This window comes from Christiangramia oceanisediminis, assembly GCF_022570735.2.
GTDB classification, from domain to species: Bacteria; Bacteroidota; Bacteroidia; order Flavobacteriales; family Flavobacteriaceae; genus Christiangramia; species Christiangramia oceanisediminis.
Genome location: NZ_JANCNS010000003.1, coordinates 830,061 through 855,381, shown reverse-complemented (window position 1 = coordinate 855,381; position 25,321 = coordinate 830,061). Strand labels below are relative to the sequence as shown.

37 protein-coding genes are annotated in these 25,321 nt (G+C 40.3%); 32 read left to right on the top strand and 5 right to left on the bottom strand.

The window, feature by feature from the left end; translation table 11 throughout:
• The first annotated feature begins 21 nt into the window (after positions 1-21).
• Complete coding sequence (locus MKO06_RS16755) at positions 22-816, top strand: hypothetical protein (protein ID WP_241552391.1); 795 nt, start codon at positions 22-24, stop codon at positions 814-816.
• On the opposite strand, the gene MKO06_RS16750 is transcribed toward MKO06_RS16755, so the two are convergent.
• Positions 810-2,084 (bottom strand): replication-associated recombination protein A, encoded by a 1,275-nt coding sequence (locus MKO06_RS16750; RefSeq protein ID WP_241552390.1) that lies wholly within the window; start codon positions 2,082-2,084, stop codon positions 810-812. The two genes, MKO06_RS16755 and MKO06_RS16750, sit on opposite strands and share 7 nt — an antisense overlap.
• An 81-nt stretch (positions 2,085-2,165) precedes the next feature.
• On the opposite strand from MKO06_RS16750, the gene MKO06_RS16745 reads away from it, so the two are divergent.
• Positions 2,166-2,900 (top strand): rhomboid family intramembrane serine protease, encoded by a 735-nt coding sequence (locus MKO06_RS16745; protein ID WP_241552389.1) that lies wholly within the window; start codon positions 2,166-2,168, stop codon positions 2,898-2,900.
• Here the strand turns inward: MKO06_RS16745 and rlmB are convergent.
• The 4 genes from rlmB to MKO06_RS16725 all read right to left on the bottom strand — a co-directional run bounded on the left by rlmB (position 2,897) and on the right by MKO06_RS16725 (position 9,212).
• Positions 2,897-3,631: a 23S rRNA (guanosine(2251)-2'-O)-methyltransferase RlmB gene (gene rlmB / locus MKO06_RS16740; protein ID WP_241552388.1), complete on the bottom strand. Its 735-nt coding sequence runs from the start codon at positions 3,629-3,631 to the stop codon at positions 2,897-2,899. The genes MKO06_RS16745 and rlmB overlap by 4 nt on opposite strands.
• 189 nt (positions 3,632-3,820) lie before the next feature.
• Entirely contained in the window at positions 3,821-4,504 is a 684-nt protein-coding gene (locus MKO06_RS16735; protein WP_241552387.1) for a hypothetical protein, read from the bottom strand.
• Positions 4,505-4,584: 80 nt separating this feature from the next.
• The gene (locus MKO06_RS16730) at positions 4,585-6,009 is read right to left on the bottom strand and encodes a SusD/RagB family nutrient-binding outer membrane lipoprotein (protein ID WP_241552386.1); all 1,425 of its coding nucleotides are present in this window, start codon (positions 6,007-6,009) and stop codon (positions 4,585-4,587) included.
• Between the two features lie 38 nt (positions 6,010-6,047).
• A complete protein-coding gene (locus tag MKO06_RS16725; RefSeq protein ID WP_241552385.1) occupies positions 6,048-9,212 on the bottom strand; it encodes a SusC/RagA family TonB-linked outer membrane protein in 3,165 nt (1,054 codons plus the stop codon).
• Between the two features lie 441 nt (positions 9,213-9,653).
• Here MKO06_RS16725 and rpsL point away from each other — a divergent pair, with 441 nt between their 5' ends.
• The 30 genes from rpsL (at position 9,654) to rpsD (ending at position 25,320) form a co-directional block, all read left to right on the top strand.
• On the top strand, positions 9,654-10,028 hold the full coding sequence (gene rpsL / locus MKO06_RS16720; RefSeq protein WP_010230128.1) for a 30S ribosomal protein S12: 375 nt from the start codon (positions 9,654-9,656) through the stop codon (positions 10,026-10,028).
• A gap of 23 nt (positions 10,029-10,051) precedes the next feature.
• Positions 10,052-10,528: a 30S ribosomal protein S7 gene (gene rpsG / locus MKO06_RS16715; RefSeq protein ID WP_156283734.1), complete on the top strand. Its 477-nt coding sequence runs from the start codon at positions 10,052-10,054 to the stop codon at positions 10,526-10,528.
• A 4-nt stretch (positions 10,529-10,532) separates the two neighbouring features.
• Entirely contained in the window at positions 10,533-12,644 is a 2,112-nt protein-coding gene (fusA, locus tag MKO06_RS16710; protein ID WP_241552384.1) for an elongation factor G, read from the top strand.
• Positions 12,645-12,654: 10 nt separating this feature from the next.
• Positions 12,655-12,960, top strand: coding sequence for a 30S ribosomal protein S10 (gene rpsJ, locus MKO06_RS16705; RefSeq protein ID WP_010519396.1), 306 nt, complete (start codon positions 12,655-12,657; stop codon positions 12,958-12,960).
• A 149-nt stretch (positions 12,961-13,109) separates the two neighbouring features.
• Positions 13,110-13,721 (top strand): 50S ribosomal protein L3, encoded by a 612-nt coding sequence (gene rplC, locus MKO06_RS16700; RefSeq protein WP_156283738.1) that lies wholly within the window; start codon positions 13,110-13,112, stop codon positions 13,719-13,721.
• Entirely contained in the window at positions 13,721-14,347 is a 627-nt protein-coding gene (rplD, locus tag MKO06_RS16695) for a 50S ribosomal protein L4 (protein ID WP_241552383.1), read from the top strand. Before rplC ends, rplD begins: the two co-directional genes overlap by 1 nt.
• A gap of 9 nt (positions 14,348-14,356) precedes the next feature.
• On the top strand, positions 14,357-14,647 hold the full coding sequence (gene rplW, locus MKO06_RS16690) for a 50S ribosomal protein L23 (RefSeq protein WP_241552382.1): 291 nt from the start codon (positions 14,357-14,359) through the stop codon (positions 14,645-14,647).
• A gap of 9 nt (positions 14,648-14,656) precedes the next feature.
• Complete coding sequence (gene rplB / locus MKO06_RS16685) at positions 14,657-15,496, top strand: 50S ribosomal protein L2 (RefSeq protein WP_241552381.1); 840 nt, start codon at positions 14,657-14,659, stop codon at positions 15,494-15,496.
• 3 nt (positions 15,497-15,499) lie between these two features.
• Positions 15,500-15,778 (top strand): 30S ribosomal protein S19, encoded by a 279-nt coding sequence (rpsS, locus tag MKO06_RS16680; RefSeq protein WP_011710692.1) that lies wholly within the window; start codon positions 15,500-15,502, stop codon positions 15,776-15,778.
• An 8-nt stretch (positions 15,779-15,786) separates the two neighbouring features.
• The gene (rplV, locus tag MKO06_RS16675; protein WP_241552380.1) at positions 15,787-16,194 is read left to right on the top strand and encodes a 50S ribosomal protein L22; all 408 of its coding nucleotides are present in this window, start codon (positions 15,787-15,789) and stop codon (positions 16,192-16,194) included.
• Positions 16,195-16,202: 8 nt separating this feature from the next.
• Positions 16,203-16,922, top strand: a complete 720-nt coding sequence (rpsC, locus tag MKO06_RS16670; RefSeq protein ID WP_083643381.1) for a 30S ribosomal protein S3 — start codon at positions 16,203-16,205, stop codon at positions 16,920-16,922.
• A gap of 19 nt (positions 16,923-16,941) precedes the next feature.
• Complete coding sequence (gene rplP / locus MKO06_RS16665) at positions 16,942-17,361, top strand: 50S ribosomal protein L16 (protein ID WP_156283748.1); 420 nt, start codon at positions 16,942-16,944, stop codon at positions 17,359-17,361.
• 10 nt (positions 17,362-17,371) lie between these two features.
• Positions 17,372-17,563, top strand: coding sequence for a 50S ribosomal protein L29 (rpmC, locus tag MKO06_RS16660; protein ID WP_241552379.1), 192 nt, complete (start codon positions 17,372-17,374; stop codon positions 17,561-17,563).
• Positions 17,564-17,581: 18 nt separating this feature from the next.
• Positions 17,582-17,839 (top strand): 30S ribosomal protein S17, encoded by a 258-nt coding sequence (gene rpsQ, locus MKO06_RS16655; RefSeq protein WP_083643378.1) that lies wholly within the window; start codon positions 17,582-17,584, stop codon positions 17,837-17,839.
• A 2-nt stretch (positions 17,840-17,841) separates the two neighbouring features.
• On the top strand, positions 17,842-18,210 hold the full coding sequence (gene rplN / locus MKO06_RS16650) for a 50S ribosomal protein L14 (RefSeq protein WP_156283752.1): 369 nt from the start codon (positions 17,842-17,844) through the stop codon (positions 18,208-18,210).
• Positions 18,211-18,222: 12 nt separating this feature from the next.
• The gene (gene rplX / locus MKO06_RS16645) at positions 18,223-18,534 is read left to right on the top strand and encodes a 50S ribosomal protein L24 (RefSeq protein WP_241552378.1); all 312 of its coding nucleotides are present in this window, start codon (positions 18,223-18,225) and stop codon (positions 18,532-18,534) included.
• Between the two features lie 2 nt (positions 18,535-18,536).
• Positions 18,537-19,088 carry a 50S ribosomal protein L5 gene (rplE, locus tag MKO06_RS16640; RefSeq protein WP_241552377.1) on the top strand — a complete coding sequence of 184 codons (552 nt, stop codon included), beginning with the start codon at positions 18,537-18,539 and terminating at the stop codon, positions 19,086-19,088.
• A 2-nt stretch (positions 19,089-19,090) separates the two neighbouring features.
• The gene (rpsN, locus tag MKO06_RS16635; RefSeq protein WP_156283758.1) at positions 19,091-19,360 is read left to right on the top strand and encodes a 30S ribosomal protein S14; all 270 of its coding nucleotides are present in this window, start codon (positions 19,091-19,093) and stop codon (positions 19,358-19,360) included.
• A 58-nt stretch (positions 19,361-19,418) separates the two neighbouring features.
• The gene (rpsH, locus tag MKO06_RS16630) at positions 19,419-19,817 is read left to right on the top strand and encodes a 30S ribosomal protein S8 (protein ID WP_241552376.1); all 399 of its coding nucleotides are present in this window, start codon (positions 19,419-19,421) and stop codon (positions 19,815-19,817) included.
• Positions 19,818-19,836: 19 nt separating this feature from the next.
• On the top strand, positions 19,837-20,379 hold the full coding sequence (gene rplF, locus MKO06_RS16625; protein WP_156283762.1) for a 50S ribosomal protein L6: 543 nt from the start codon (positions 19,837-19,839) through the stop codon (positions 20,377-20,379).
• A 12-nt stretch (positions 20,380-20,391) separates the two neighbouring features.
• The gene (gene rplR / locus MKO06_RS16620; protein WP_241552375.1) at positions 20,392-20,748 is read left to right on the top strand and encodes a 50S ribosomal protein L18; all 357 of its coding nucleotides are present in this window, start codon (positions 20,392-20,394) and stop codon (positions 20,746-20,748) included.
• A gap of 5 nt (positions 20,749-20,753) precedes the next feature.
• Positions 20,754-21,278: a 30S ribosomal protein S5 gene (gene rpsE, locus MKO06_RS16615; RefSeq protein WP_156283766.1), complete on the top strand. Its 525-nt coding sequence runs from the start codon at positions 20,754-20,756 to the stop codon at positions 21,276-21,278.
• Between the two features lie 13 nt (positions 21,279-21,291).
• Positions 21,292-21,474 carry a 50S ribosomal protein L30 gene (rpmD, locus tag MKO06_RS16610; protein WP_231608455.1) on the top strand — a complete coding sequence of 61 codons (183 nt, stop codon included), beginning with the start codon at positions 21,292-21,294 and terminating at the stop codon, positions 21,472-21,474.
• A gap of 9 nt (positions 21,475-21,483) precedes the next feature.
• Positions 21,484-21,936 carry a 50S ribosomal protein L15 gene (rplO, locus tag MKO06_RS16605; RefSeq protein WP_156283768.1) on the top strand — a complete coding sequence of 151 codons (453 nt, stop codon included), beginning with the start codon at positions 21,484-21,486 and terminating at the stop codon, positions 21,934-21,936.
• Between the two features lie 11 nt (positions 21,937-21,947).
• Positions 21,948-23,285: a preprotein translocase subunit SecY gene (secY, locus tag MKO06_RS16600; protein WP_241552374.1), complete on the top strand. Its 1,338-nt coding sequence runs from the start codon at positions 21,948-21,950 to the stop codon at positions 23,283-23,285.
• Between the two features lie 107 nt (positions 23,286-23,392).
• Positions 23,393-23,608: a translation initiation factor IF-1 gene (gene infA, locus MKO06_RS16595; protein ID WP_072553873.1), complete on the top strand. Its 216-nt coding sequence runs from the start codon at positions 23,393-23,395 to the stop codon at positions 23,606-23,608.
• Positions 23,609-23,724: 116 nt separating this feature from the next.
• Positions 23,725-23,841: a type B 50S ribosomal protein L36 gene (gene ykgO, locus MKO06_RS16590; protein WP_010519235.1), complete on the top strand. Its 117-nt coding sequence runs from the start codon at positions 23,725-23,727 to the stop codon at positions 23,839-23,841.
• Between the two features lie 2 nt (positions 23,842-23,843).
• A complete protein-coding gene (rpsM, locus tag MKO06_RS16585; RefSeq protein WP_241552373.1) occupies positions 23,844-24,218 on the top strand; it encodes a 30S ribosomal protein S13 in 375 nt (124 codons plus the stop codon).
• Positions 24,219-24,226: 8 nt separating this feature from the next.
• Positions 24,227-24,631 carry a 30S ribosomal protein S11 gene (gene rpsK / locus MKO06_RS16580; RefSeq protein WP_241552372.1) on the top strand — a complete coding sequence of 135 codons (405 nt, stop codon included), beginning with the start codon at positions 24,227-24,229 and terminating at the stop codon, positions 24,629-24,631.
• An 83-nt stretch (positions 24,632-24,714) separates the two neighbouring features.
• Positions 24,715-25,320, top strand: coding sequence for a 30S ribosomal protein S4 (gene rpsD, locus MKO06_RS16575; RefSeq protein ID WP_156283776.1), 606 nt, complete (start codon positions 24,715-24,717; stop codon positions 25,318-25,320).
• Position 25,321: the final 1 nt, after the last annotated feature.

Below are 25,321 nucleotides of genomic sequence, written 5' to 3'. Positions count from 1 at the left end.
TCAATAATTATATTTTTTGGAATGATTTCTGGGCTTGCTGCCCAGGAATTGAATAATTACAAATATGTATTGATCCCCGAATCCTATGAGTTTCTTGGGGAAAAAGACCAGTACCGATTGAATTCGTTAACCAAATTCCTATTTAATAAACAGGGTTATAATACCTTGATGAAAACCGAAGAGAAACCGGCAGACCTTCAGCAAAACCCCTGTCTTGCTTTGAATACCAGGCTGGAGAACAATTCAGGCCTGTTCACTTCAAAACTTGTTTTGATTCTTGAAGATTGCTATGGAAAGACCGTTTACAGAAGTCCTGAAGGAATTAGCAAGGAAAAGGAATATGAGGCTGGATACCAGGAAGCCTTAAGAGAGGCATTTGCTGGTCTGGAAGAAATAGACTATCAATATGAACCTGGGCAGGCGGCCGTGAGTTTCAGAGTCAATCAAAAAGAAATTCCGGTGAAAGAAGAGCAGGTTACCCCCGAAGAGGAAATGCCTGTTGAAGATTCAGTAGTTGACAATACAGTTGAAGAAAAACCTGTTTTGCCAAATGCCGAAAAGTCTTTAGAATATAGTCTTCAGGGAAAAATCTATCTGCTTAAAGACAGCAGCGACGGCTACGGGCTCTATTTAAAAGATGCGAGCGAACCAATCGCCTTACTGATCAAAACGGGGGACTCCAATAGTTTTATCTATAATTCGCTTACCAATCAGGGAATTGCCTATTTTGATTCAGAAAAGAACCTGGTGGTTGAATATGTGAACAGGCAAACCAATCAGAAGGTTCAGATGGTTTATGATCTCATCGATCAATAATCATATTTTTTATTCCAGCGCTTTCTTAAAAATTCCCGTTGTGCATTTTCACGCTGGTTATTTCCGGGCTGGTAGAGCGTGGTATTTTTGATCTCCTCCGGAAGAAATTCAGCTTCTGCAAAGTTACCTTCGTGGTTGTGGGCATATTTATAATCCTTACCATAGCCCAGGTCCTTCATCAGTTTAGTAGGCGCATTTCTGATAGATAAAGGGACCGAAAGATTCCCGGTTTGTTTAACCAGTCTTTGAGCTTCATTGATCGCCATATAAGACGCGTTGCTTTTTGGAGAGGTGGCGAGATACGTCACACACTGGCTCAGTATGATCCTTGCCTCAGGATAACCTATGGTATTAACCGCCTGGAAGGTATTATTTGCAATTACAAGTGCAGTTGGATTGGCATTACCTATATCCTCACTGGCAAGGATAAGAAGCCTTCGGGCGATGAATTTCACGTCCTCTCCACCTTCGATCATTCGCGCCAGCCAGTAAACGGCCGCGTTTGGATCACTTCCGCGAATCGATTTTATAAAAGCTGAAATTATGTCGTAATGCTGTTCTCCGGTTTTGTCATACAAAACCGTGTTTTGCTGAACCTTCGCAAGCACGAGGTCGTTTGTGATCACCACGTCTTTTTCTTCTGAAGTGACCAGCAGTTCAAAGATGTTCAGCAATTTTCGGGCATCCCCGCCACTTAATCTTAAAAGGGCTTCAGTTTCGTTTAGCTGAACGTTTTTAGCTGAAATTACCGCATCTTTTTCGATAGCCCTTTCAAGCAGTGCGATTAGATCATCTTTTGAAAATGGCTTTAGAATATAAACCTGGCACCTGGATAGCAAAGCCGAAATCACCTCGAAACTTGGGTTTTCGGTAGTAGCGCCAATAAGGGTGACCCAGCCTTTTTCCACTGCACCTAATAAGGAGTCCTGCTGGGATTTACTAAAACGGTGGATCTCATCAATAAAAAGGATCGGGCTTTTTGTTGTGAACAGGCCTTCACTTTTTTTTGCCCTATCAATTACCTCCCGAACATCTTTTACTCCGCTGCTTATTGCGCTTAGAGTAAAAAATGGTCTACCAGATTCAGTAGCAATGATGTTTGCGAGCGTTGTTTTTCCAACGCCTGGTGGGCCCCAGAAGATCATCGAGGGAATGATCCCTTGTTTGATCTGGTTCCTAAGTGCACCCTGTTCACCAATCAAATGTTGCTGACTTAAATAATCATCAAGGGTTTTTGGGCGTAGCCTTTCAGCCAGAGGTTGATTCATAACTAGCAAATATCAATGACATTATAGCATCTAATTCAGTTTGGATGCTTTTTTGTAATATTAAATAAAAATGAAGAAAATTTGAAAGCTAACTCGCCTTTTGTTTTTACTACCGGAACCATAGGTTTTCCCATACTTTTTGTCCTTTTAATCTGGATCGTGTTCTGGATCGAGGTGAGGTTCAATATAGATTTCAGTGGTTTTGGAGTAAGGCCTGGTGAAACAGTGGGTTTAAGGGGAATATTGTTTTCTCCGTTCATACATTCAGATATTGAGCATCTGTTCAATAATACCATTCCACTTTTTATATTATCTCTTGCGCTTTTCTATTTCTACAGGCCAATCAGCTGGAAGGTTTTACTTATAGGTCTCGTTACTACCGGATTACTAACCTGGATCATTGGTCGGCCTTCCAATCATATTGGTGCGAGTGGAATCATTTACTTGCTGGCGTCCTTCCTGTTTTTTAAAGGTATTTTTTCAAAATATTACCGCCTGGTTGCGCTCTCCTTGATCGTCGTTTTTATCTATGGCGGAATGGTATGGTATGTTACACCTATAGATCCAACAATTTCCTGGGAAGGTCACCTTTCAGGAATGTTAAGCGGTCTTGGCCTTGCAGTGATCTTCAGGCAGAATATTGCTGAAACTCCCAAATATGCCTGGGAACGGGATGATTATTCTGAAGAAGACGACGAATTCATGAAACACTTTGATGAAAACGGTAATTTTATTGAAAAGCTTCCGGAAGAGGAAGATGACAATCCTGAAACTGAATATCGGTATATCTATAAAGAAAATTCTAAAAAGGATTAAAGGCGTTGCCTAACTACTTCGTACAAGATAGCTCCGCAGGCTACTGAAACGTTCAGCGAGGCTATACTGCCAAGCATGGGCAATTTAGCCTTATGGTCAACGGCTTTTAAGATAGAATTCGAAACTCCCTTTGCTTCGTTACCCATAATTATTCCAATAGGCTGATCCAGTTTGATATCGTGAATAGTATCGTCGGTCTTTTCGGTTGCGGCGATCAATTTGATGTCATAGGTTTGAAGGTGATAAACTGCATCGAGGATATGGTTCACCCTGCAAATCGGTAATTTAAATACTGCACCCGCTGAAGTCTTTACCGTATCGGCATTAATAGGGGCTGCTCCTTTTTCAGGGATAATGATCCCGGTAACGCCGCAACATTCGGCAGTTCGAATAATCGCTCCAAAATTCCTTACATCGGTTAAGCCATCCAGTAATAAAAATAGGGGAGGGGTAGTTGATTTTTGTGAGATCTCCATCAACTCGTCAAGGCCTACGTAACTTACCGGCGAAATGCTTGCAACCACTCCCTGATGGTTTCCTTTGCTGAGTTTGTTCAGTTTTTCAACAGGCACATAAGATATCGTGAAATTGGCCTTTTTCAGGTGCCTGTTCAATTCCTGGAACAGGGATCCGGAAAGACCTTTCTGAACGAATAGTTTTTCAATGCTTTTTCCGCTTTCAATAGCTTCAATTACGGCTCTTATTCCGTAGATCCTGTTTTCTGTTTCCATAGGGCAAATTTAAAATTAATATTGGTCTATGTTAGAATTGCTTTAAAATAAAAAAACCACCTCGAAAGAGGTGGTTTAAAAATTCACATTATCAGGCTAATTACTCATTACATAAATTAAGTGCTATTACTCCGGCAAGAGTTCCGAGACCGTCAGATAAGTTAGATTATATAAATCGTATCTGAAAATTTATTTAAGGGAATAATAGTGCTCGACGATTTTAAATAAGTCTTCAGGAGAATTAATATCGATATCGTTACTATTAATAAAAGATTCTAATTCTTTCTTTTTGTCATCAAATATCTTGAGAATGGCTCTTTCTTTCAATTTTACTTCTTCATATTTATTCTTTGGGTTTAATACGTAATAATCAACCTCCAAATCATACTCAGCTGATTTTGTACTTTGCGTGCTGGAAGTCCAACCGCTGGCGTTAGGGTCGTCTAATTCCTTATAGAATTCTGTCACCACAAGTCTTGATGGAGGGTTAACAATTTGATAGTATTTAGTGTCTTTTTTATTTTTTTCAAATTGCTCTCCGGGAATCTTCGTGAATATTAATTCGCCCGTTTCAGCTTTTAATATGAAACCAGTAAAATTGTTGTCTAGAAGTTTTAATACATCCTCGTTTTCATTGGCTTTATAAACGAGGTTATTTCCATGAATATCATAATTCATTATTTGCGGTGTGGTAAGTTTGCCATCTTTTAACACGCCATGGCCAACATACCATTTCTGGGTGAGAAAAGGTGAGCCCTTAAGGTCATTACGCATAATTTTGAATCCATCACTAAGATCTCCAGAATTAACCGGATTTTGTGCCTGAGTTAATACAGATATAAAGAATATGCTGAGGTAAATCAAATATTTCATCAAAATAGATTTTAGTTTACAATATAAAAAAAACCTGCTCATAGTGAGCAGGTTTTTGTCTAAAGAAAACTTTTAGAGTACTATCCTCCAAAAATCCATAGTACCGTATTCAACTCGTCAGGTCCCTGAGAGCTTACTGCCTGGTTGTAATTCTCTTCGTTCAAAGAGCCAGCAGTTGCAGGGTAAGCCTGTCTGTCTGGAATATCAGTAGCGTTACTTAATAACTCGGCTGGAGCGGTTAATTCTTTTTCATAGCCCATCGCCTTCAGTCTTCTCCATTCAGCCCAAGCTTCATATCCTTGAAGATAAAGAGCTACCCATTTCTCGTAACCAATATCTTGAGGTCCGGTATATGGATTAGCAGCAAGATAGGCTGTTGCTTCTTCGTTTGAAGATCCCCATTGCTCCATAGACGCCAGAACGCCCATGTCATATAGCATTTCAGCATCCTCATCAGTCCAGCCTAAATGAGCTGCCTCTGCTCTCGCGAAAAGAACTTGCGCGTAGGTATAAATATATGCTGGAGCATCTTGAGTAAAAATAATATCTTCTGTAATGAAAGAATAATCATCTGTAGCTGAGTTTACAGCTCCGTAAGGTGCACCAATGTAATTACCAGGAGAACTGGTAGCTGGTTCAGCCATTTCCTTTAATCTAGGATCTTCAGGCATGTTACTTGCTCCACTACCTACCAGGTTATCTACAAAAACATCACTTACTAAATAGTCACGTCGGAAACTAGGTGCTAGGAATCTGTCTTCCCAAGGATTATCATTGTTTTCATCAGCAAGGAAACTATAGTATAGGTTTTCGTTATTAGAAGAAATTGCATTCCCCAGGGCTTCGTTGAACTTTTGTGCTCCTAGGGTAGGATTAGCTACAGAAAGTCTAAGTGCCATTGTCATTTTTAGGGTTTGCCCAAACGTTTCCCATCTGCTCATGTTTCCAGCAAACAAATAATCTCCATTTGGTCCCTGGCCTGGCTCTATCATGTCAAGTGCCATATCCAGTTCGTCAAATAAACCATTGTAGATTTCTTCCTGAGTATCATAAGTAGGGAATTGAGCATCCAATCCTTGTAATGCCTCAGAATAAGGGATTTGTCCCCAACGCGTAGTCATCATTTCTAGGAAATATACCCTTAGTATCGTGGCTACAGCAATTTGATTGGCATTAGATGCATCTCCTGTAGCTGTTGCTTCACGGGTATCTTCGTTAGTGTTCAAATCTATTACTCTCTGCAAATCGGTAAGAACGGCATACCACCCCTCCCAGTCCCAGTTCAGGGTCTGATATCTGGATTCCTCCTCATACTGACCATTGGAAAGGTACTGAACATATAAATTAGGTGTAGTTGCAGTTAAAAGATCTGCTAAGGCTCCTTCCGCGTTAGCAAGTAAACTACTTGCTACGGGTTGATTAGGTTCATTAGGATTCTGGTTAATATCAGCAAAGTCTACCGTTTCACAGGAGGTGAAACCGGCAAAAACCACTGTAAATACCAATATCGAATTAATTAATTTTTTCATCTTATCTAAAATTTTTAGAATGTTACGTTTAAGTTAAGACCGATGGTTCTTGTGTTTGGTGATTGTCCACCTTCGGTCCATCCAAATCCATCACCACCAAGTGTACCACTATCTTCGATCTCTGAAATGTCTATTCCATCTACTGCAGTGTAGATCATCCATAAGTTACTGGCAAATACACCAATATTGGCAGATTTGATAAAAGTATTTTCTAATGCACTAGCAGGAACCTGGTAATCCAGTCTTGCCTGTCTTAGTTTAACATACGATGCATCGTAGATCCAGTTCTCATGTAAAGCAAATAAACGTGCGTAGTAAGTTAGGGCATCTACATAATAAGATGCAGGCTCTCCTGTAGTTTCATCAACACCTTCAATTAAGATACCACCGGTATCTGCATCTGCATCAGCAACAGGTATGGATACATCACCACCAGTCACAGGATCACGAAGCGGATTGCCAGCTGCGTTATTTCCTACTGTTTCTATTCCTAAACCAGAATAAGCATTAAACATTCTTGTTGTTGAGAAAATTTTTCCTCCTTTCTGGAAATCAAAATCCAGGCCAAGGCTAAAATTCTTGAAGGTCATGTATGAAGTACCACCACCTGTGAAATCAGGTAAAATTTGTCCAAGGTATTGGTTAGCGTCATAACGTGGGTTACCTGTAGAAGAAAGTAGAATTTCTCCATTTTCATTTCTTCTAAAAGCACGACCGTATATAGCACCCCATTCTTCACCAGTTCTTTCCTGAAGCTGAATTCCTCTCCATGAAGTACTAAGAACATTTACATCTGTTCCTGGAGCGATAGCATCTACCGTTCTTGTTAAAGTAGCAAGGTTGGCACTAATATCCCAGGTGAAAGCATCAGTTCTAACTGGAACTACATTTACAGTAAATTCCCATCCTTCAAAAGACTGCTTTCCTGAGTTCACCTGAAAACTTGAATAACCGGTGGTTGGATCTAGAGAAACAGAAGCAGGTAATTGATCATTTTCTCTATTGAATCTTGTTACGTCCAATCCGAATCTGTTGTCAAAGAACCTTGTCTCAAGTCCAATCTCATATTCCTGAACTACACCACCCTGAATATTAGGATTTGGAAGGGTTGGTTTTACAGATAGTTTTCCGTAGCTACCGTAAGGCTGGTTCACTGTGAAAGTTTCGTTAGTGGCGAAGATATTCGGGAAGAAAGGTGCTTCCGCGATACTTGCTCTAAGTTTACCAAAACTAAGGATGTTGTTCTCAGGTAGTAATCTGCTAAAGATGAAACTGATTGATCCTCCGTAGGTTTCTACGCGGTTATCATTTTCATTCGCAGTAGATTGCCAGTCGAGACGAGCAGATCCATCAAGATATAATAGGTTTCTAAAACCTAAAGAGGCCTTTGCAAATGTAGATCTTCTTGCAAATTCTTCCTTGGTGCTAAATAAAGTTGGTCTATCTCTAGAAGTGTTAAGACTATAGAAGCCTTCTGCAGTTAATCCACCATTGGTAGCAGCGTAAAGCCTTTTGTAGTTAGAATCAAAAATCTCAAAACCAACGTTTGCAGTTAAATCGAAATCATCTGAAAGATCAGTGTCATAGTTTAAGATACCAAATAATTCATCTGTTCCATCGATACTTTCGTCTTCAAGGTAATAAGGTTGCCCTAAACCTCCAAAAGCAAATCTGTCATTCGATTCATAAGAGTTCAGAGTTTTTCTTAATTCAACTGTAGCATTTAAATCATCAGTGAATTCATAAGTAAGACCTATTCTACCATAGAAGGCATTTTTATCCTGCGGATTTAGATTTTCATAAGGATCAAAAAAAGGTGAGTCCCAATAAAGAGGTTGTAGGTTGGTAGGGGAATTAAGGTTCCAGGATACCACCTGTCCGTTTCTTCTGTAATCTCTTAAACGGTCAATATCTAATTGTCTTTGCCACCACTGGTTAAAGTTAGATGCAATGTTTCCGTAACCGTTGTTTGGATAGTTAGATGTTCTTCTATCCTGATAGTTAACGTTTACAAATCCAGTTAATTTATCAGTGATATCAAGGGTTGCATTTACAGATCCCTGAACAGTGTTTCTTTCAGAATTTGGAATTACCCCAGTCCTGTCAATTTTAGCAATAGATGCTCTAATGTTGTAGCCCTCACCGCCTTTTTGAAAAGTAAGGTTGGTGTTGGTGGTGATTCCTGTTTCGAAGAAGTTTCTAACATTATCTGGCTGAGGAGAAAATGGTCTAAGCTCTCCAAATTCAGGAGTATTGGGAATCCATGAATCCCAATGACGAACTAGCTGCCCTTCCATTCTAGGACCCCAGCTTTCATCTGCATAATATTCAACCATTAATTGACCATCGAATCCAGCCCAGTCAGCAGGATGAACAGAAGGATCGTAAGAGAAAACATTGAAATCTTGAGAATAACCTCCACCGTACTCATTCTGATATTCCGGTAAAAGGTAAACGTTCTCCATAGCGGAAGAGTGGTTAATGGAAATTTCACTAACACCTTTTCCTGCTTGTTTGGTCGTGATCATGATAACTCCATTTCGTCCTTGTGGACCATAAAGAGCGGTTGCAGCAGCACCCTTAAGTACAGACATTTCCGCAATATCGTCAACTATAATATCAGATGGGTTGTCTACTTTAATGTTGTCTACGATGTAGAGGACATCAGTGTTACCACGTAGTCTAATATTGGAGTTTCCGAAACCAGATGAGGGAGCACCTCTAAACTGAACCCCGGCAACTTTACCTGCCAGTGCATTGTTTACACTAACTTCACGAGCTTTTACAAGAGACTCTGAGTCAACGCTTTGTTGTGCGTATCCCAGACTTTGCTTTTCTCGTTTAATACCAAGTGCGGTAACAACGACTTCCTGTAATTGTGCAGCGTCGGGTTGCATCACTACATCAATTACATCAACTGCCTGAACAGCGTATTCTGCGGTTTGCAATCCCACGAAAGAAAAAACAAGTACATCTCCCTGATTGGCTTGAATGGAGTAATTACCATCAAAATCAGTTTGAGTACCTGTAGATGTCCCCTTGATCATTACATTAACTCCGGGCAGGGGTAAGCCGTCAGAGTCTGTAACCGTACCGGTAATCGTTTGTTCTTGGGCAAAAGTTAATTGCACAACAAACGCCAGTAATAGTGTTAAAATACTACTAAACTTTGTTTTCATTTTAAAAATTTGTTTGAATTAGCCAACGCCAAATGTGCTCAGAATTACACATTAATGCAAGTTTAATATTAAGTTAATGCATTGTTAACAGTCTAACTCATTGATAAACAGTTGTTAAAAACTCTAAATTTAACATTGTAGCCATAAAAGCTTTGAAAAACGCTGTGAAATGCTAAAAAGATTAAATTTCTTCAGTTAATAAGTGATCAAAAAGGTTGTTTTATTGATAATTCAATAATCTGCCTTAAAAATTTAATTCTTTGAAATTCCTAAGAGATTTTCAATCCGATTTAGGCGACGGGGAGTGGTTAACTGACCTGGAAACGTAAAATTCTGAAAAATAAACATTTCAGTATTTGAATTATATATTTTTATTTCTACCTTTGCAGACCCTAAAAAAACAGGGAGTAAATTTTATTAATAATTAGTGTATAGGAAATTATGCCAACAATTTCACAATTAGTACGAAAAGGAAGAGCCAAAATAACCAAGAAGAGTAAATCGGCTGCTTTGGATTCGTGCCCTCAAAGGAGAGGTGTTTGTACACGTGTGTACACTACCACTCCTAAGAAACCAAACTCGGCTATGCGTAAAGTAGCAAGGGTAAGGTTAACGAACGGAAAAGAGGTTAACGCCTACATTCCGGGAGAAGGACACAACCTCCAGGAGCACTCGATAGTATTGGTTAGAGGTGGAAGGGTAAAGGATTTGCCTGGTGTTAGATACCACATTGTTCGTGGTGCGCTAGATACTGCCGGTGTTGAAGGTAGAACTCAGCGTAGATCTAAATACGGAGCAAAACGCCCTAAGAAGTAATTAAAAACTTTTAATGTAAAGAAATGAGAAAAAGACAGGCGAAAAAAAGACCTCTTTTACCAGATCCAAAATTTAACGATCAGCTTGTTACACGTTTTGTGAACATGATGATGTGGGATGGTAAAAAATCCGTAGCCTTTAAAATTTTCTATGATGCTATAGATATCGTAGAGCAAAAGAAACAGGACGAAGAGAAATCTGCTTTAGAGATCTGGAAAGATGCTCTTTCAAACGTTATGCCTCACGTTGAAGTGAGAAGTAGACGTGTTGGGGGTGCTACCTTTCAAATCCCAATGCAGATAAGACCAGACCGTAAGGTGTCTACTGCTATGAAGTGGTTAATCAGTTTCGCGCGTAAGAGAAATGAGAAGTCTATGGCTGCAAAGCTGGCTGCTGAAGTTCTTGCTGCTGCGAAAGAAGAAGGAGCTGCTGTTAAGAAAAGAGTAGATACTCATAAAATGGCTGAAGCTAATAAAGCATTCTCTCACTTTAGATTCTAAAAAAATGGCACAAAGAGATTTAAAATTTACTAGAAATATTGGAATTGCAGCTCATATTGATGCGGGTAAAACCACAACTACTGAGCGTATCCTTTATTATACAGGAATCAGTCACAAGATTGGTGAGGTGCACGATGGTGCGGCCACTATGGACTGGATGGAGCAGGAGCAGGAGCGTGGAATTACCATTACCTCTGCAGCCACTCACTGTACCTGGCCTTACAGAGACCAGGAGTATACCGTTAATATTATTGACACCCCTGGTCACGTTGACTTTACTGTTGAGGTAGAGCGTTCATTACGTGTACTAGACGGTGTGGTTGCATTGTTCTCTGCAGTAGACGGGGTTGAGCCTCAGTCTGAAACTGTTTGGAGACAGGCAGATAAATATAGAGTACCGCGTCTAGGTTTCGTAAACAAAATGGACCGTCAGGGTGCAGATTTCTTCAACGTTTGCCGTCAGGTAAGAGAAATGTTAGGAGGAAATCCAGTGCCGCTTCAGGTTCCAATTGGTGACGAAATTGATTTTAAAGGTGTGGTTGACCTAATTTCCAAGAAGGCAATTATTTGGAATGATGAGGATCATGGAATGACCTATGAGACTATCGATATTCCTGCTGAACTGGAAGCTGATGTAAATAAATATCGTGCAGAGTTAGTAGAGGCTGTTGCTGAATATGATGAGGCGTTGATGGAGAAATTCTTTGAAGATGAAGATTCTATCACAGAAGACGAGATCATCGCTGCTCTTAGAGCTGCAACAATCGATATGAGCATCATCCCAATGATGTGTGGTTCTGCATTTAAGAATAAAGGTGTTCAGGCTATGCTTGACGCTGTAATGCGTTACCTGCCTTCTCCGGTAGATGTAGACGCGATCGTTGGAACCAATCCTGAGACCGGTGAAGAAGAAAGCCGTAAGCCTAATGTGGATTCTCCATTTTCTGCGCTTGCATTTAAGATTGCTACCGATCCTTTCGTAGGTCGTCTTGCATTCTTCCGTGCTTATTCAGGTACTTTGGAAGCTGGTTCTTACGTATTGAACGTTCGTTCTGGTAAGAAAGAGCGTATTTCAAGAATTTACCAGATGCACTCTAACAAGCAAGAGCCTATAGATAAGATCGAGGCTGGAGATATTGGAGCTGCTGTTGGATTTAAGGATATTAAGACGGGAGATACACTTACCGATCTTAAGAGTCCTATCGTTCTTGAATCAATGACCTTCCCTGCGCCGGTAATCGGTATTGCTGTTGAGCCTAAGACTAAGGCTGATGTTGAGAAAATGGGAATGGCTCTTGGTAAACTAGCTGAGGAGGATCCAACTTTTACAGTTAAGACTGACGAAAACTCTGGTCAAACAATTATCTCTGGTATGGGTGAGCTTCACCTGGAGATCATTATCGACCGTATGAAGCGTGAGTTTAAAGTGGAGGTTAATGTTGGTGAGCCTCAGGTAGAGTACAAGGAAGCTGTAAGAAGACCTGCAGATCACAGAGAAGTTTACAAAAAACAGTCTGGTGGTCGTGGTAAGTTCGCAGACATCGTATTCGAATTAGGGCCTGTAGATGAAGATTTCGAAGGAAATGGTCTTCAGTTCGTAGACGAGATCAAAGGTGGACGTATTCCTAAAGAATTCATCCCTTCAGTTCAAAAAGGATTTGAAGAGGCTATGAAAAACGGACCACTAGCTGGATTTACTATGGATAGCCTCAAGGTTGTTCTTAAAGACGGATCTTTCCACCCTGTGGATTCTGATCAACTTTCTTTCGAATTGGCTGCTAAGATGGGATATAAAGAATCTGCTAAGAAAGCAGGAGCTGTGATCCTTGAGCCAATCATGAAAGTAGAAGTTGTAACTCCAGAAGAGAACATGGGTGATATCGTTGGTGACCTTAACAGAAGAAGAGGTCAGGTTAACAATATGAGCGATAGATCTGGAGCGAAAGTAATCAAAGCTGAAGTGCCGCTTTCTGAAATGTTCGGTTACGTAACTACGTTAAGAACGCTTTCATCTGGTAGAGCAACTTCAACTATGGAATTCTCTCACTATGCTGAAACTCCTTCTAATATTTCTGAAGAAGTGATCAAAGCAGCGAAAGGAGCAGCTAACGAATAATCTTAAGGAAATGAGTCAAAAAATCAGAATAAAACTAAAATCTTACGATCATAATCTGGTAGACAAATCTGCCGAGAAAATCGTAAAAACCGTAAAGACTACGGGAGCTGTTGTTACCGGACCAATTCCGTTGCCAACAAATAAAAAAATCTTTACTGTTCTTCGTTCGCCTCACGTGAACAAGAAGTCCAGAGAGCAGTTCGAGTTAAGCTCTTACAAGAGATTGCTTGATATTTATAGCTCTTCTTCAAAAACGATCGATGCGTTGATGAAGCTTGAATTACCAAGTGGTGTAGAAGTAGAGATCAAAGTGTGATAAAAACAATGTCCGCGCACTTCGGTGCGCGGTTAACATGTCCGGCGCGTTTCGCAAAGGAAAAACGGTGAAAAATACAATTCAGGGCTGAAATGTGTTTTTCGGCCCTAAGTTTTTAAAATAAGTAAACAATTAATAATTAATTAAATATGTCTGGGTTAATAGGAAAAAAGATCGGCATGACCAGCATTTTCGACGAGAATGGGAAGAACATCCCTTGTACCGTGATCGAAGCTGGACCATGCGTGGTTACCCAAGTCAGAACCAATGAGGTTGACGGGTATGAAGCACTTCAACTTGGTTTCGATGACAAAAAGACTGTTAATAAAGCTGCTGAAGGGCATGCTAAAAAAGCAGGAACTGTTGCTAAGCGCAAAGTCGTTGAATTCCAGGGTTACAAAGAAGATTACAAATTAGGTGACTCTGTTACCGTGGATGTTTTCAAAGAAGGTGAATTTGTGGATATCGCAGGTACATCTAAAGGAAAAGGATTCCAGGGTGTTGTTAAGAGACACGGATTTGGAGGAGTTGGGCAGGCCACTCACGGTCAGCACAACAGATTAAGAGCTCCTGGTTCTATTGGTGCTGCATCTTATCCTGCGAGAGTTTTCAAAGGAATGAAGATGGCCGGTAGAATGGGCGGTGAGAAAGTTAAAGTTGAAAACCTGAAAGTTTTGAAGGTTGTGGCAGATAAGAACCTTTTAGTAGTAAAAGGATGTGTGCCAGGACACAAAAACTCATACGTAATCATTAGTAAGTAATGGAAGTAGCAGTTTTAGATATAAAAGGAAAAGAAACAGGCAGAAAAGCACAGCTTTCTGATTCTGTTTTCGCTATTGAGCCTAATGAGCATGCTGTATATCTTGATGTTAAGCAATATCTTGCTAACCAGAGACAGGGTACTCATAAGGCTAAGGAAAGAGCAGAGATCGCGGGTTCTACCCGTAAGATCAAGAAACAAAAAGGGACAGGTACTGCAAGAGCAGGAAGTATCAAGTCTCCGATCTTTAAAGGTGGTGGACGTGTTTTTGGTCCTAGACCAAGAAACTACGGTTTCAAACTGAACAAGAACCTTAAGCGTCTTGCCAGAAAATCTGCGCTTTCTATCAAAGCTAAAGATAAGGCCGTAATGGTCATTGAAGATTTTTCATTCGATACTCCAAAAACCAAGAATTTCATCGAAGTTCTTCAGGCTCTGGGGATTGAGACGAAAAAATCACTAATAGTGTTGGGTGACGCAAATAAAAATGTATATTTGTCGTCGCGTAATTTGAAGACCTCTGAAGTGATAAATAGCTCAGAATTAAGTACTTACAAAATTCTGAATGCTAATAATATTGTCTTTTTAGAGGGTTCTTTAGAAGGAATTGAGTCGAAATTAAGTTAATAAACCGTTATGAGCATCTTGATAAAACCTGTTATTACAGAAAAAGCTACCGCAGATAGCGAGATGAATAATCGCTTCACTTTCGTGGTAAGTAACAAGGCAAATAAGATTCAGATCAAAGACGCGATCGAATCAGCTTATGGCGTGTCTGTTACTTACGTTCGAACAATGAATGTCCGCCCGGATCGCAAAACCAAGTACACTAAGTCTGGTATGATCACTGGTAAAACTAGTGCTTACAAAAAAGCAGTAGTACAGGTGGCGGAAGGTGAAACAATTGATTTATACAGTAATCTTTAAGATTAAACAATGTCAGTTAGAAAATTAAAACCAATCACACCTGGTCAGCGTTTTAGAGTAGTTAATGGGTATGACGCCATTACTACTGATAAGCCGGAGAAAAGCCTATTGGCGCCGATAAAAAAATCAGGTGGTAGAAACAGTCAGGGTAAAATGACCATGCGCTACAAAGGTGGTGGTCACAAAAGACGTTACCGAGTAATCGATTTTAAACGTGACAAACAGGGAGTACCTGGTACAGTTGCGACAATAGAATACGATCCAAACAGAACGGCCTTTATCGCATTATTGAACTATCAGGATGGTGAGAAAAGGTATGTTATTGCTCAAAACGGGCTAGAAGTAGGTCAGAACCTTGTGTCTGGAAGCGAAGGAGTTGCTCCTGAAATAGGAAACGCAATGCCTTTGGCTAACATTCCACTAGGTACTATTATCTCTTGTATCGAGCTTAGAGCCGGGCAGGGAGCTGTAATGGCTCGTAGTGCCGGGGCATTCGCTCAGTTATTGGCAAGAGAGGGAAAGTACGCTACCATTAAATTGCCTTCAGGAGAAATTAGAAGAATTCTTTCTACCTGTATGGCGACAATTGGAGCTGTTTCCAACAGTGACCACCAGCTATTGATCTCCGGTAAAGCCGGTAGAAAACGCTGGTTAGGTATCAGGCCAAGAACAAGACCAGTAGCGATGAACCCAATCGATCACCCAATGGGTGGTGGTGAAGGTAGAGCTTCAGGAGGTCACCCACGTTCTAGAAAAGGTCTTCCGGCTAAAGGATTCAAGACGCGTTCAAGAACGAAAGCGAGTAATAAATACATTGTAGAACGAAGAAAGACTAGAAAGAAAAATTAAGATATGGCACGTTCATTAAAAAAAGGACCTTTCGTTCACTATAAACTGGAGCAAAAAGTGGCTCAGAATGTTGAGTCTGGAAAGAAAGCCGTGATCAAAACCTGGTCTAGAGCTTCAATGATTACTCCAGATTTCGTTGGACAAACCATCGCCGTACATAACGGGAAGCAATTTGTTCCTGTTTATGTGACTGAGAACATGGTAGGTCATAAGTTAGGAGAATTTTCACCAACACGTTCTTTCAGAGGGCATGCAGGTGCAAAAAATAAAGGTAGAAAATAATTGAAGCTATGGGAGTTCGTAAAAGAGAAAGAGCAGAGCAAATAAAAGAAGCCAAACAGCAGGTAGCTTTTGCTAAGTTGAATAACTGCCCTACTTCGCCTAGAAAGATGCGCCTTGTTGCGGATCTGGTTAGGGGTGAAAAAGTAGAAAAAGCGCTTCATATTCTAAAATTCAGCAATAAAGAAGCATCAAATCGTTTAGAGAAGCTTTTGCTTTCGGCTATCGCCAACTGGCAGGCTAAGAACGAAGAAGCTAGTATCGAAGATGCTGAGTTATTTGTGAAAGAGATTCGTGTAGACGGAGGAAGTATGTTAAAGAGACTTCGTCCTGCTCCACAGGGTCGTGCACACCGAATTAGAAAGAGATCCAACCACGTTACATTAGTGCTTGGAGCAAACAATAATACACAAAGCTAAGAGATAGTATGGGACAAAAGACAAATCCAATCGGGAATCGCCTTGGTATCATTAGAGGTTGGGAATCCAACTGGTACGGAGGAAATGACTACGGCGATAAGTTAGCCGAAGACGATAAGATTAGAAAGTATATCCATGCTCGTCTTTCTAAAGCGAGTGTATCGCGTGTAATCATCGAGCGCACGCTTAAGCTTGTAACCGTTACTATCACCACTGCCAGACCTGGTATCATTATTGGTAAAGGCGGTCAGGAGGTAGACAAGCTTAAGGAAGAGCTAAAAAAGATTACCGACAAGGAAGTTCAAATTAACATCTTTGAGATTAAGAGGCCAGAGCTTGACGCGCACCTAGTGGCGGCAAGTGTTGCAAGACAAATCGAGAATCGTATCTCTTACCGTCGTGCAATCAAGATGGCTATCGCGGCTGCTATGAGAATGAACGCCGAAGGGATCAAAATTGAGATCTCTGGTCGTCTAAACGGTGCTGAAATGGCACGTTCAGAATCATACAAGGATGGAAGAATTCCATTGTCAACTTTTAGGGCTGATATTGATTATGCTTTAGTTGAAGCTCACACTACCTACGGTAGACTGGGAGTTAAAGTATGGATCATGAAAGGTGAGGTATACGGAAAAAGAGAGCTTTCGCCTCTAGTTGGCCTTGCAAAGAACCAAGGTAAGAAATCCGGTGCCGGACGAGGTGGAAACAAATCACGTCGTAGAAAGTAATTTTTTAAAGTAAAGAAAAATGTTACAACCTAAAAGAACAAAATACCGTAAGCAGCAAAAGGGGCGTATGAAGGGAAATGCTCAAAGAGGGCACAGACTTTCTAACGGAACCTTCGGAATCAAATCTATGGATTCCAGCTTCGTTACCGCACGCCAGATTGAAGCAGCGCGTATTGCCGCTACCCGTTATATGAAAAGAGAAGGATCTATCTGGATCAAAATTTTCCCAGATAAGCCTATCACTAAGAAACCTCTTGAAGTACGTATGGGTAAAGGTAAAGGTGCCGTGGAATATTGGGCAGCCGTAGTAAAACCAGGAAGAATCATGTTTGAAATTGGTGGTGTACCAATGGATATCGCAAAAGAGGCACTTCGCCTTGCAGCTCAAAAGCTTCCTGTGAGAACCAAATTTGTTGTAGCGAGAGATTATCAAGAATAATATTGGAATTATGAAACAATCAGAAGTAAAAGAATTGTCTGTTGCAGAATTGCAAGAAGAGCTTGGTAAGTCTCAGAAAGCTTATTCAGATTTAAAAATGGCTCACGCTGTTTCGCCTCTTGAAAACCCAATACAGTTAAGAACCGTAAGAAGGGATATCGCAAGACTGGCTACAGAGTTAACTAAAAGAGAACAACAATAATTGTTATTCTGCTGAAAGATGGAAAAAAGAAATTTAAGAAAAGAGCGTATTGGTGTTGTTACAAGTAACAAAATGCAGAAATCTATCGTGGTTTCTGAAGTGAAAAAAGTAAAACACCCTATGTATGGAAAATTCGTTTTGAAAACGAAAAAATACGTAGCACACGACGAAAATAACGACTGCAACGAAGGTGATACTGTAAAGATCATGGAAACAAGACCTTTGAGTAAATCCAAGTGTTGGAGATTAGTAGAAATAATTGAAAGAGCGAAGTAATCATGGTACAACAAGAATCCAGACTAAAAGTAGCAGACAATACAGGAGCTAAGGAAGTATTAGCTATCCGTGTATTGGGAGGTACAAAGAAAAGGTATGCATCTGTTGGTGATAAGATCGTTGTGAGTGTCAAAGAAGCCACTCCAAACGGGAACATCAAAAAAGGAGCTGTCTCAACCGCTGTGGTTGTTCGTACCAAGAAAGAAGTGCGCAGACCAGACGGATCATATATCCGTTTCGATGATAACGCATGTGTTCTTTTGAACCCTCAGGGAGAAATGCGCGGAACCCGTGTATTTGGACCTGTGGCTCGTGAACTTCGTGATAAGCAATTCATGAAAATTGTATCATTGGCACCTGAAGTGCTTTAATACATTAAGAAAATGGCAAAGCTTAAAATCAAATCAGGAGATACAGTACGAGTGATCGCTGGAGACCATAAAGGTCAGGAAGGCAAAGTTCAGAAGGTATTTCTTGAAAAAAATAAAGCCATCGTGGAAGGGATCAATATGATCTCTAAACATGAGAAGCCTAGCGCTTCGAATCCACAGGGTGGTATTAAAGAGAAGGAAGCTCCTATCCATATTTCTAACCTGGCCCTTGTAGACAAGAGCGGAAACGCAACTCGCGTAGGTTACAAAGAAGAGGATGGGAAGAAAGTAAGATTTTCTAAAAAATCTAATGAAGTAATTTAGTTATGGCATACGTACCAAGACTTAAACAGGAATATAACGAGCGTGTGAAGAACGCGCTTACTGAAGAATTCAGCTACTCCAATGTAATGGAGGTGCCTAAACTTGAGAAAATCGTCATCAGCCGTGGTGTTGGTGGTGCGGTAGCCGATAAAAAGCTTATCGATCATGCAATTGATGAACTATCAGCAATCAGTGGTCAAAAAGCAATCGCTACTATTTCCAAGAAAGACGTTGCATCGTTTAAGCTGCGTAAAGGAATGCCAATTGGTGCTAAAGTTACTTTACGTGGATATAGAATGTTTGAATTCTTAGATAGATTGATCACTACCGCTTTACCGCGTGTACGAGATTTTAACGGAATCAAATCTAATGGATTTGATGGTAGAGGTAATTACAACCTTGGTATTACCGAGCAAATCATTTTCCCTGAGATCGACATCGATGCGGTGAACAGAATTGCTGGTATGGATATCACTTTTGTTACTTCGGCCAACACCGATAAGGAAGCAAAAGCATTGTTAACCGAACTAGGATTACCTTTTAAAAAGAATTAATTATGGCTAAAGAATCAATGAAAGCCCGTGAGGTGAAGAGACAAAAATTGGTTAAGAAGTATGCTGAAAAAAGAGCTGCGCTTAAAGAAGCTGGCGATTATGAAGCATTACAGAAACTACCAAAAAACTCTTCTCCGGTACGTTTACACAATAGATGTAAACTTACAGGAAGACCAAAGGGGTATATGAGACAATTTGGAATTTCTCGTGTAATGTTCAGAGAAATGGCCAATCAAGGTCTTATCCCAGGAGTTAAAAAAGCTAGCTGGTAAATTATAAACTGGATGAAGGTTCAGGTAAACTGAAAACCACATCCGCAAATAGATATAAATGAATACAGATCCTATTGCAGATTTTCTTACAAGAATCAGGAATGCAAATGCAGCAAACCACCGAGTAGTGGAAATTCCTGCTTCTAATGTTAAGAAAGAGATCACTAAGATATTATTCGATCAGGGATACATTCTTAGTTACAAATTCGATGATAGTACCGCGCAGGGAATCATCAAAATCGCCCTTAAGTATGATAAGCTTACTAAGGAGCCGGTAATTAAGAAGATTCAAAGAATAAGTAAACCAGGTCTACGTAAGTATGCCGGAGCTAACGAGATCCCAAGAATCCTTAACGGTCTTGGTGTAGCTATCGTTTCTACTTCTCACGGAGTGATGACAGGTAAGCAGGCAAAAGCCGAGAAAGTTGGTGGAGAGGTACTTTGTTACGTATACTAATACTTAAAAGACGAAAGAAATGTCAAGAATAGGTAAAAGTCCAGTTTCAATTCCTGAAGGAGTAACAGTAGATTACAAGGATGGAATTGTAACGGTAAAAGGAAAGTTAGGAGAGCTTAAGCAGGAAATTACAGATATCGATGTGAAGATCGAAGATAATGAGATTTCCTTTGAGCGTTCTTCTGATAAGAGCGACCAGAAAGCTAAGCACGGTCTTTACCGTGCCTTGGTAAACAATATGATTGAAGGAGTTACTAACGGTTTCACTAAGCAACTTGAACTGGTAGGTGTTGGTTACAGAGCCAGCAACCAGGGGAACAAGCTTGATCTTGCTGTTGGTTATTCTCATAATATTGTGATAGATTTGGCTCCTGAAATTAAAGTGGAGACTGTCTCAGAAAAAGGTAAGAACCCTGTTGTGAAACTAACTTCTCACGACAAGCAGCTTGTAGGACAGGTTGCAGCTAAGATCCGTTCATTCAGAAAACCTGAACCATACAAAGGAAAAGGTATTAAGTTTGTTGGAGAGCAGTTGAGAAGAAAAGCAGGTAAATCAGCTTAATAAAGTATAGTTATGGCAGTGTCAAAACAAGATAGAAGAAACAAGATCAGAAGACGTATCCGTAAGGATATCGTTGGAACTGAAAGTCGTCCTAGATTATCTGTTTTTAGAAGTAACAAAGAGATCTATGCACAGATCATCGATGATGTTGAAGGTAAAACTTTAGCTTCAGCTTCTTCAAGAGATAAAGATATCGCATCTGCTTCTAAAGATAAGAAGGAGCAGGCTGTACTGGTTGGAAAAGCCATTGCAGAGAAAGCAAAGAAAGCCGGAATAGATACTATTTCATTCGATAGAGGTGGGTATCTGTATCACGGAAGAGTTAAATCATTAGCTGAAGGTGCTCGCGAAGGAGGACTAAAATTCTAGAAAATATGTATCAAGATTATAAAAACGTAGAACATGTAAAACCAGGAGGTCTTGAATTGAAAGACCGTTTGGTAGGAGTACAACGTGTTACTAAGGTTACAAAAGGAGGTAGAGCCTTCGGATTTTCTGCTATCGTGGTAGTAGGAGATGAGAATGGAGTTGTTGGTCACGGACTTGGTAAATCTAAAGAAGTTGCCGATGCGATCTCTAAAGCCGTAGAAGATGCTAAGAAGAATCTGGTACGCATTCCTTTGCACAAGGGAACCCTTCCTCACGAGCAAAAAGGTAAGTATGGTGGAGCAAGAGTAATGTTGCTTCCAGCTGCTGCCGGTACCGGGATCATTGCCGGTGGTGCAATTCGTGCGGTATTGGAATCTGTAGGAGTACACGATGTACTTTCTAAGAACCAGGGATCTTCTAACCCTCACAATGTTGTAAAAGCAACCTTTGATGCTCTATTACAATTAAGAAGTGCCGAAACTGTTGCAAAACAAAGAGGTGTTTCATTGGAAAAGGTATTTAAAGGATAAATCAAGGAATAAGATGGGAAAGATAAAAGTCACAAAAGTAAAAAGCGCCATCAACCGCACACAGAACCAAAAACGTATTCTTGAGTCTTTAGGACTTAGAAAAATGGGTCAGACGGTTGAGCATGACGATACGCCAAACATCCTTGGTATGGTAAATAAAGTTAAACACCTGGTTTCTGTAGAGGAATCAAAATAATAATCTCTCATGGATTTAAGTAACTTAAAACCTGCAGAAGGTTCAGTTAAAAAGAATAGCAAGCGTATAGGACGCGGTGAAGGTTCCGGAAAAGGTGGAACTGCTACCAGAGGACATAAAGGTGCCAAGTCACGTTCTGGATATTCCAAAAAGATCGGATTTGAAGGAGGGCAAATGCCACTTCAAAGACGAGTTCCTAAATTTGGATTCAACAACAGAAACCGCAAGGAATATCAGGGGATCAACCTTGATACCCTTCAGGCTCTTGTTGATGAAGGAAGAATTAAGGATACGGTAGATATGGATGTTCTAGTAGCGAACGGCCTGGCCGGAAGAAACGAGCTTGTTAAGATATTAGGTAGAGGTGAATTAAAGGCAAAGTTGAAAGTATCTGTTCATAAATTTACGGCCTCAGCGAAAGAAGCTATAGAAGCTGCCGGAGGTGAAGTTGTTACTTTATAATAGATAATCAAATGAAATTCATCAATACGATCAAGAATATTTGGAAAATCGAGGAGCTAAAAAACCGTATTTTAGTAACCCTCGGTTTGCTTTTGGTATATCGATTCGGGGCGCAGGTAGTGCTTCCCGGAATCGATGCTGCCCAGCTTTCTAATTTGTCTAGCCAGACCGAAAGCGGATTATTAGGACTTCTTAATGCCTTTACCGGTGGAGCATTCTCGAATGCTTCGGTATTTGCACTTGGGATTATGCCTTATATCTCTGCTTCGATTGTGGTCCAGTTGATGGGAATCGCTATTCCTTATCTTCAGAAACTACAGAAGGAAGGAGAAAGCGGGAGAAAGAAAATTAACCAGATCACGCGTTGGTTGACAATCGCCATTACGTTGGTACAGGGGCCAGGTTATATTTATAACCTGTTCAGAACCCTTCCTTCAGAGGCGTTCATGTTAGGCGACAACATTACATTTATCGTTTCATCGGTGATTATCCTTACCACCGGAACCATATTTGCAATGTGGTTGGGTGAAAAGATTACCGATAAGGGTATTGGGAATGGTATTTCATTGTTGATTATGGTTGGTATCATTGCAACCCTTCCACAGGCCTTTATCCAGGAATTCGCTTCCAGGGTATTTGAGTCTAACGGGGGTATGGTAATGATCCTTATCGAATTAGTTATCTGGTTCGCAATTATTATGGCATCAGTTATGCTGGTAATGGCGGTACGTCAAATTCCAGTTCAGTATGCCAGAAGATCTGCTTCTGGTGGATATGAGAAGAATGTATTTGGTTCAAGACAGTATATACCGTTAAAGCTAAATGCATCAGGTGTAATGCCTATCATATTTGCCCAGGCGATTATGTTCATTCCTGTAGCCTTAGCCGGGCTTTCAGATTCAGATGCTGCCCAGGGTGTGACGGCTGCATTTCAGAACATATTCGGATTCTGGTATAATCTGGTATTCGCATTGTTAATCATTGTGTTTACCTATTTCTATACTGCGATCACGGTTCCAACAAATAAAATGGCTGACGATCTTAAGAGAAGTGGTGGATTTATTCCTGGTATTCGTCCGGGAACTGAGACATCAGAATATCTGGATCGTATTATGTCTCAAATCACGCTTCCGGGATCTGTTTTCCTGGCGCTTATTGCAGTGTTCCCTGCGATAGTGGTTCAACTGCTGGGTGTTCAGCAGAACTGGGCGTTATTCTTTGGAGGTACCTCGCTTTTGATTATGGTTGGAGTTGCAATAGACACTATGCAACAGGTGAATTCTTACCTGCTGAATAGACACTATGACGGATTAATGAAAACAGGTAAAAACAGAAAAGCAGTAGCTTAAACAGCGAGTAGTCGTTGGTTTTTAGTCAATAGAACTACAATATTGTACCTTGCTAAAAATTAGCATCTAAAAACTACGAACTAACAACTATAAACTAAAGACTAAGTATGGCAAAACAACCACCAATTGAACAGGACGGAACGATCATTGAAGCATTGTCAAATGCGATGTTCCGCGTAGAATTGGAGAATGGTCACGTAGTGACCGCCCATATCTCCGGGAAGATGCGTATGCACTATATTAAATTGCTTCCTGGTGATAAGGTAAAACTGGAAATGAGTCCTTACGATTTAACGAAGGCTCGAATAACTTACAGATACTAAAAAGTAATTTTCAGGCTTTTATAAATTTTTTATACTTTTGCACTCTGAAAAATTTATGATTGCTTAGAATTTCACGGAATGGTTAGTTGCCTGCCGGTGAATTAAAAACAGATAAGATGAAAGTAAGAGCATCAATAAAAAAGAGAAGTGCCGACTGCAAAATTGTACGCAGGAAAGGGCGCCTTTACGTAATTAACAAAAAGAATCCTAGATTTAAACAAAGACAAGGCTAATTATGGCAAGAATTGCAGGGGTTGATATACCAAAACAAAAGCGAGGAGTTATAGCGCTAACCTATATCTTCGGAATTGGCAAAAGCAGGGCTCAGGAGATACTTGCTAAAGCTAAAGTTGACGAGAATAAGAAAGTCTCTGAATGGAATGATGATGAGATCGGTAAGATTCGTGAAGCTGTTGGAGAATATACAATCGAAGGAGAATTACGTACTGAGGTTCAGATCAGCATTAAGCGTCTAATGGATATTGGATGTTACAGAGGGATCCGTCACAGAGCGGGACTTCCTTTGAGAGGTCAAAGAACCAAAAATAACTCCAGAACCAGAAAAGGAAGAAGAAAAACAGTTGCTAACAAGAAAAAAGCGACTAAATAGTAAGTAGTATGGCAAAGAAGACAAATCAAAAGGCCGGAAAGACTCAGAAGAAACGTAAAGTAAGCGTTGAAGCTAATGGTGAAGCTCACGTAACTGCTTCTTTTAACAACATTATTATCTCTCTTACCAATAAGAAAGGTGATGTTGTTTCATGGTCGTCTGCGGGTAAGATGGGTTTTAGAGGATCTAAGAAGAATACTCCTTATGCTGCACAGCTAGCTGCTGAAGATGCGTCTAAGATCGCACACGAAGCTGGTCTGCGTAAAGTTAAGGTTTATGTAAAAGGTCCTGGAAACGGAAGAGAATCTGCGATTAGAACTATCCACAACAGTGGGATAGAAGTAACCGAGATCATCGATATCACTCCACTTCCACACAACGGTTGTCGTCCACCTAAGAGACGTAGAGTTTAATTAAATTTTAATTAGGAGAGGAATTAGATTATCGAAGGACTTATGCCTTAATTCATAATCCCTTTCCAAAATCAATAATACTAATGGCAAGATATACTGGTCCAAAAACTAAGATAGCACGTAAGTTCGGTGAGCCTATCTTTGGAGACGACAAATCTTTCGAAAAAAGAAACTATCCTCCAGGACAGCACGGGAACAACCGTCGTCGTGGAAAAAAATCGGAATATGCTATCCAGTTGATGGAAAAGCAAAAAGCCAAGTATACCTATGGTATCCTTGAGCGTCAGTTCCGTAACATGTTCGAAAAAGCAACGCGTGCACAGGGAATTACCGGTGAGGTACTTCTTCAACTTTGCGAATCTCGTTTAGATAACGTGGTTTACCGTATGGGAATCGCTCCATCAAGAAGAGCTGCCCGTCAATTGGTAGGTCACCGTCACATCACTGTAAACGGGGAACTTGTTAATATTCCTTCTTACCACCTAAAGGCCGGAGATGTTGTAGGTGTAAGAGAAAAATCTAAATCACTTGGTGTAATTCAGGAGTCATTGTCTAACAATAGCAATGTATACGAGTGGATCTCTTGGAATTCAGAAAAGAAAGAAGGAACTTTCGTATCTGTTCCTGGAAGAGTTCAAATTCCTGAAAACATTAACGAGCAATTTATAGTCGAATTATATTCGAAATAAT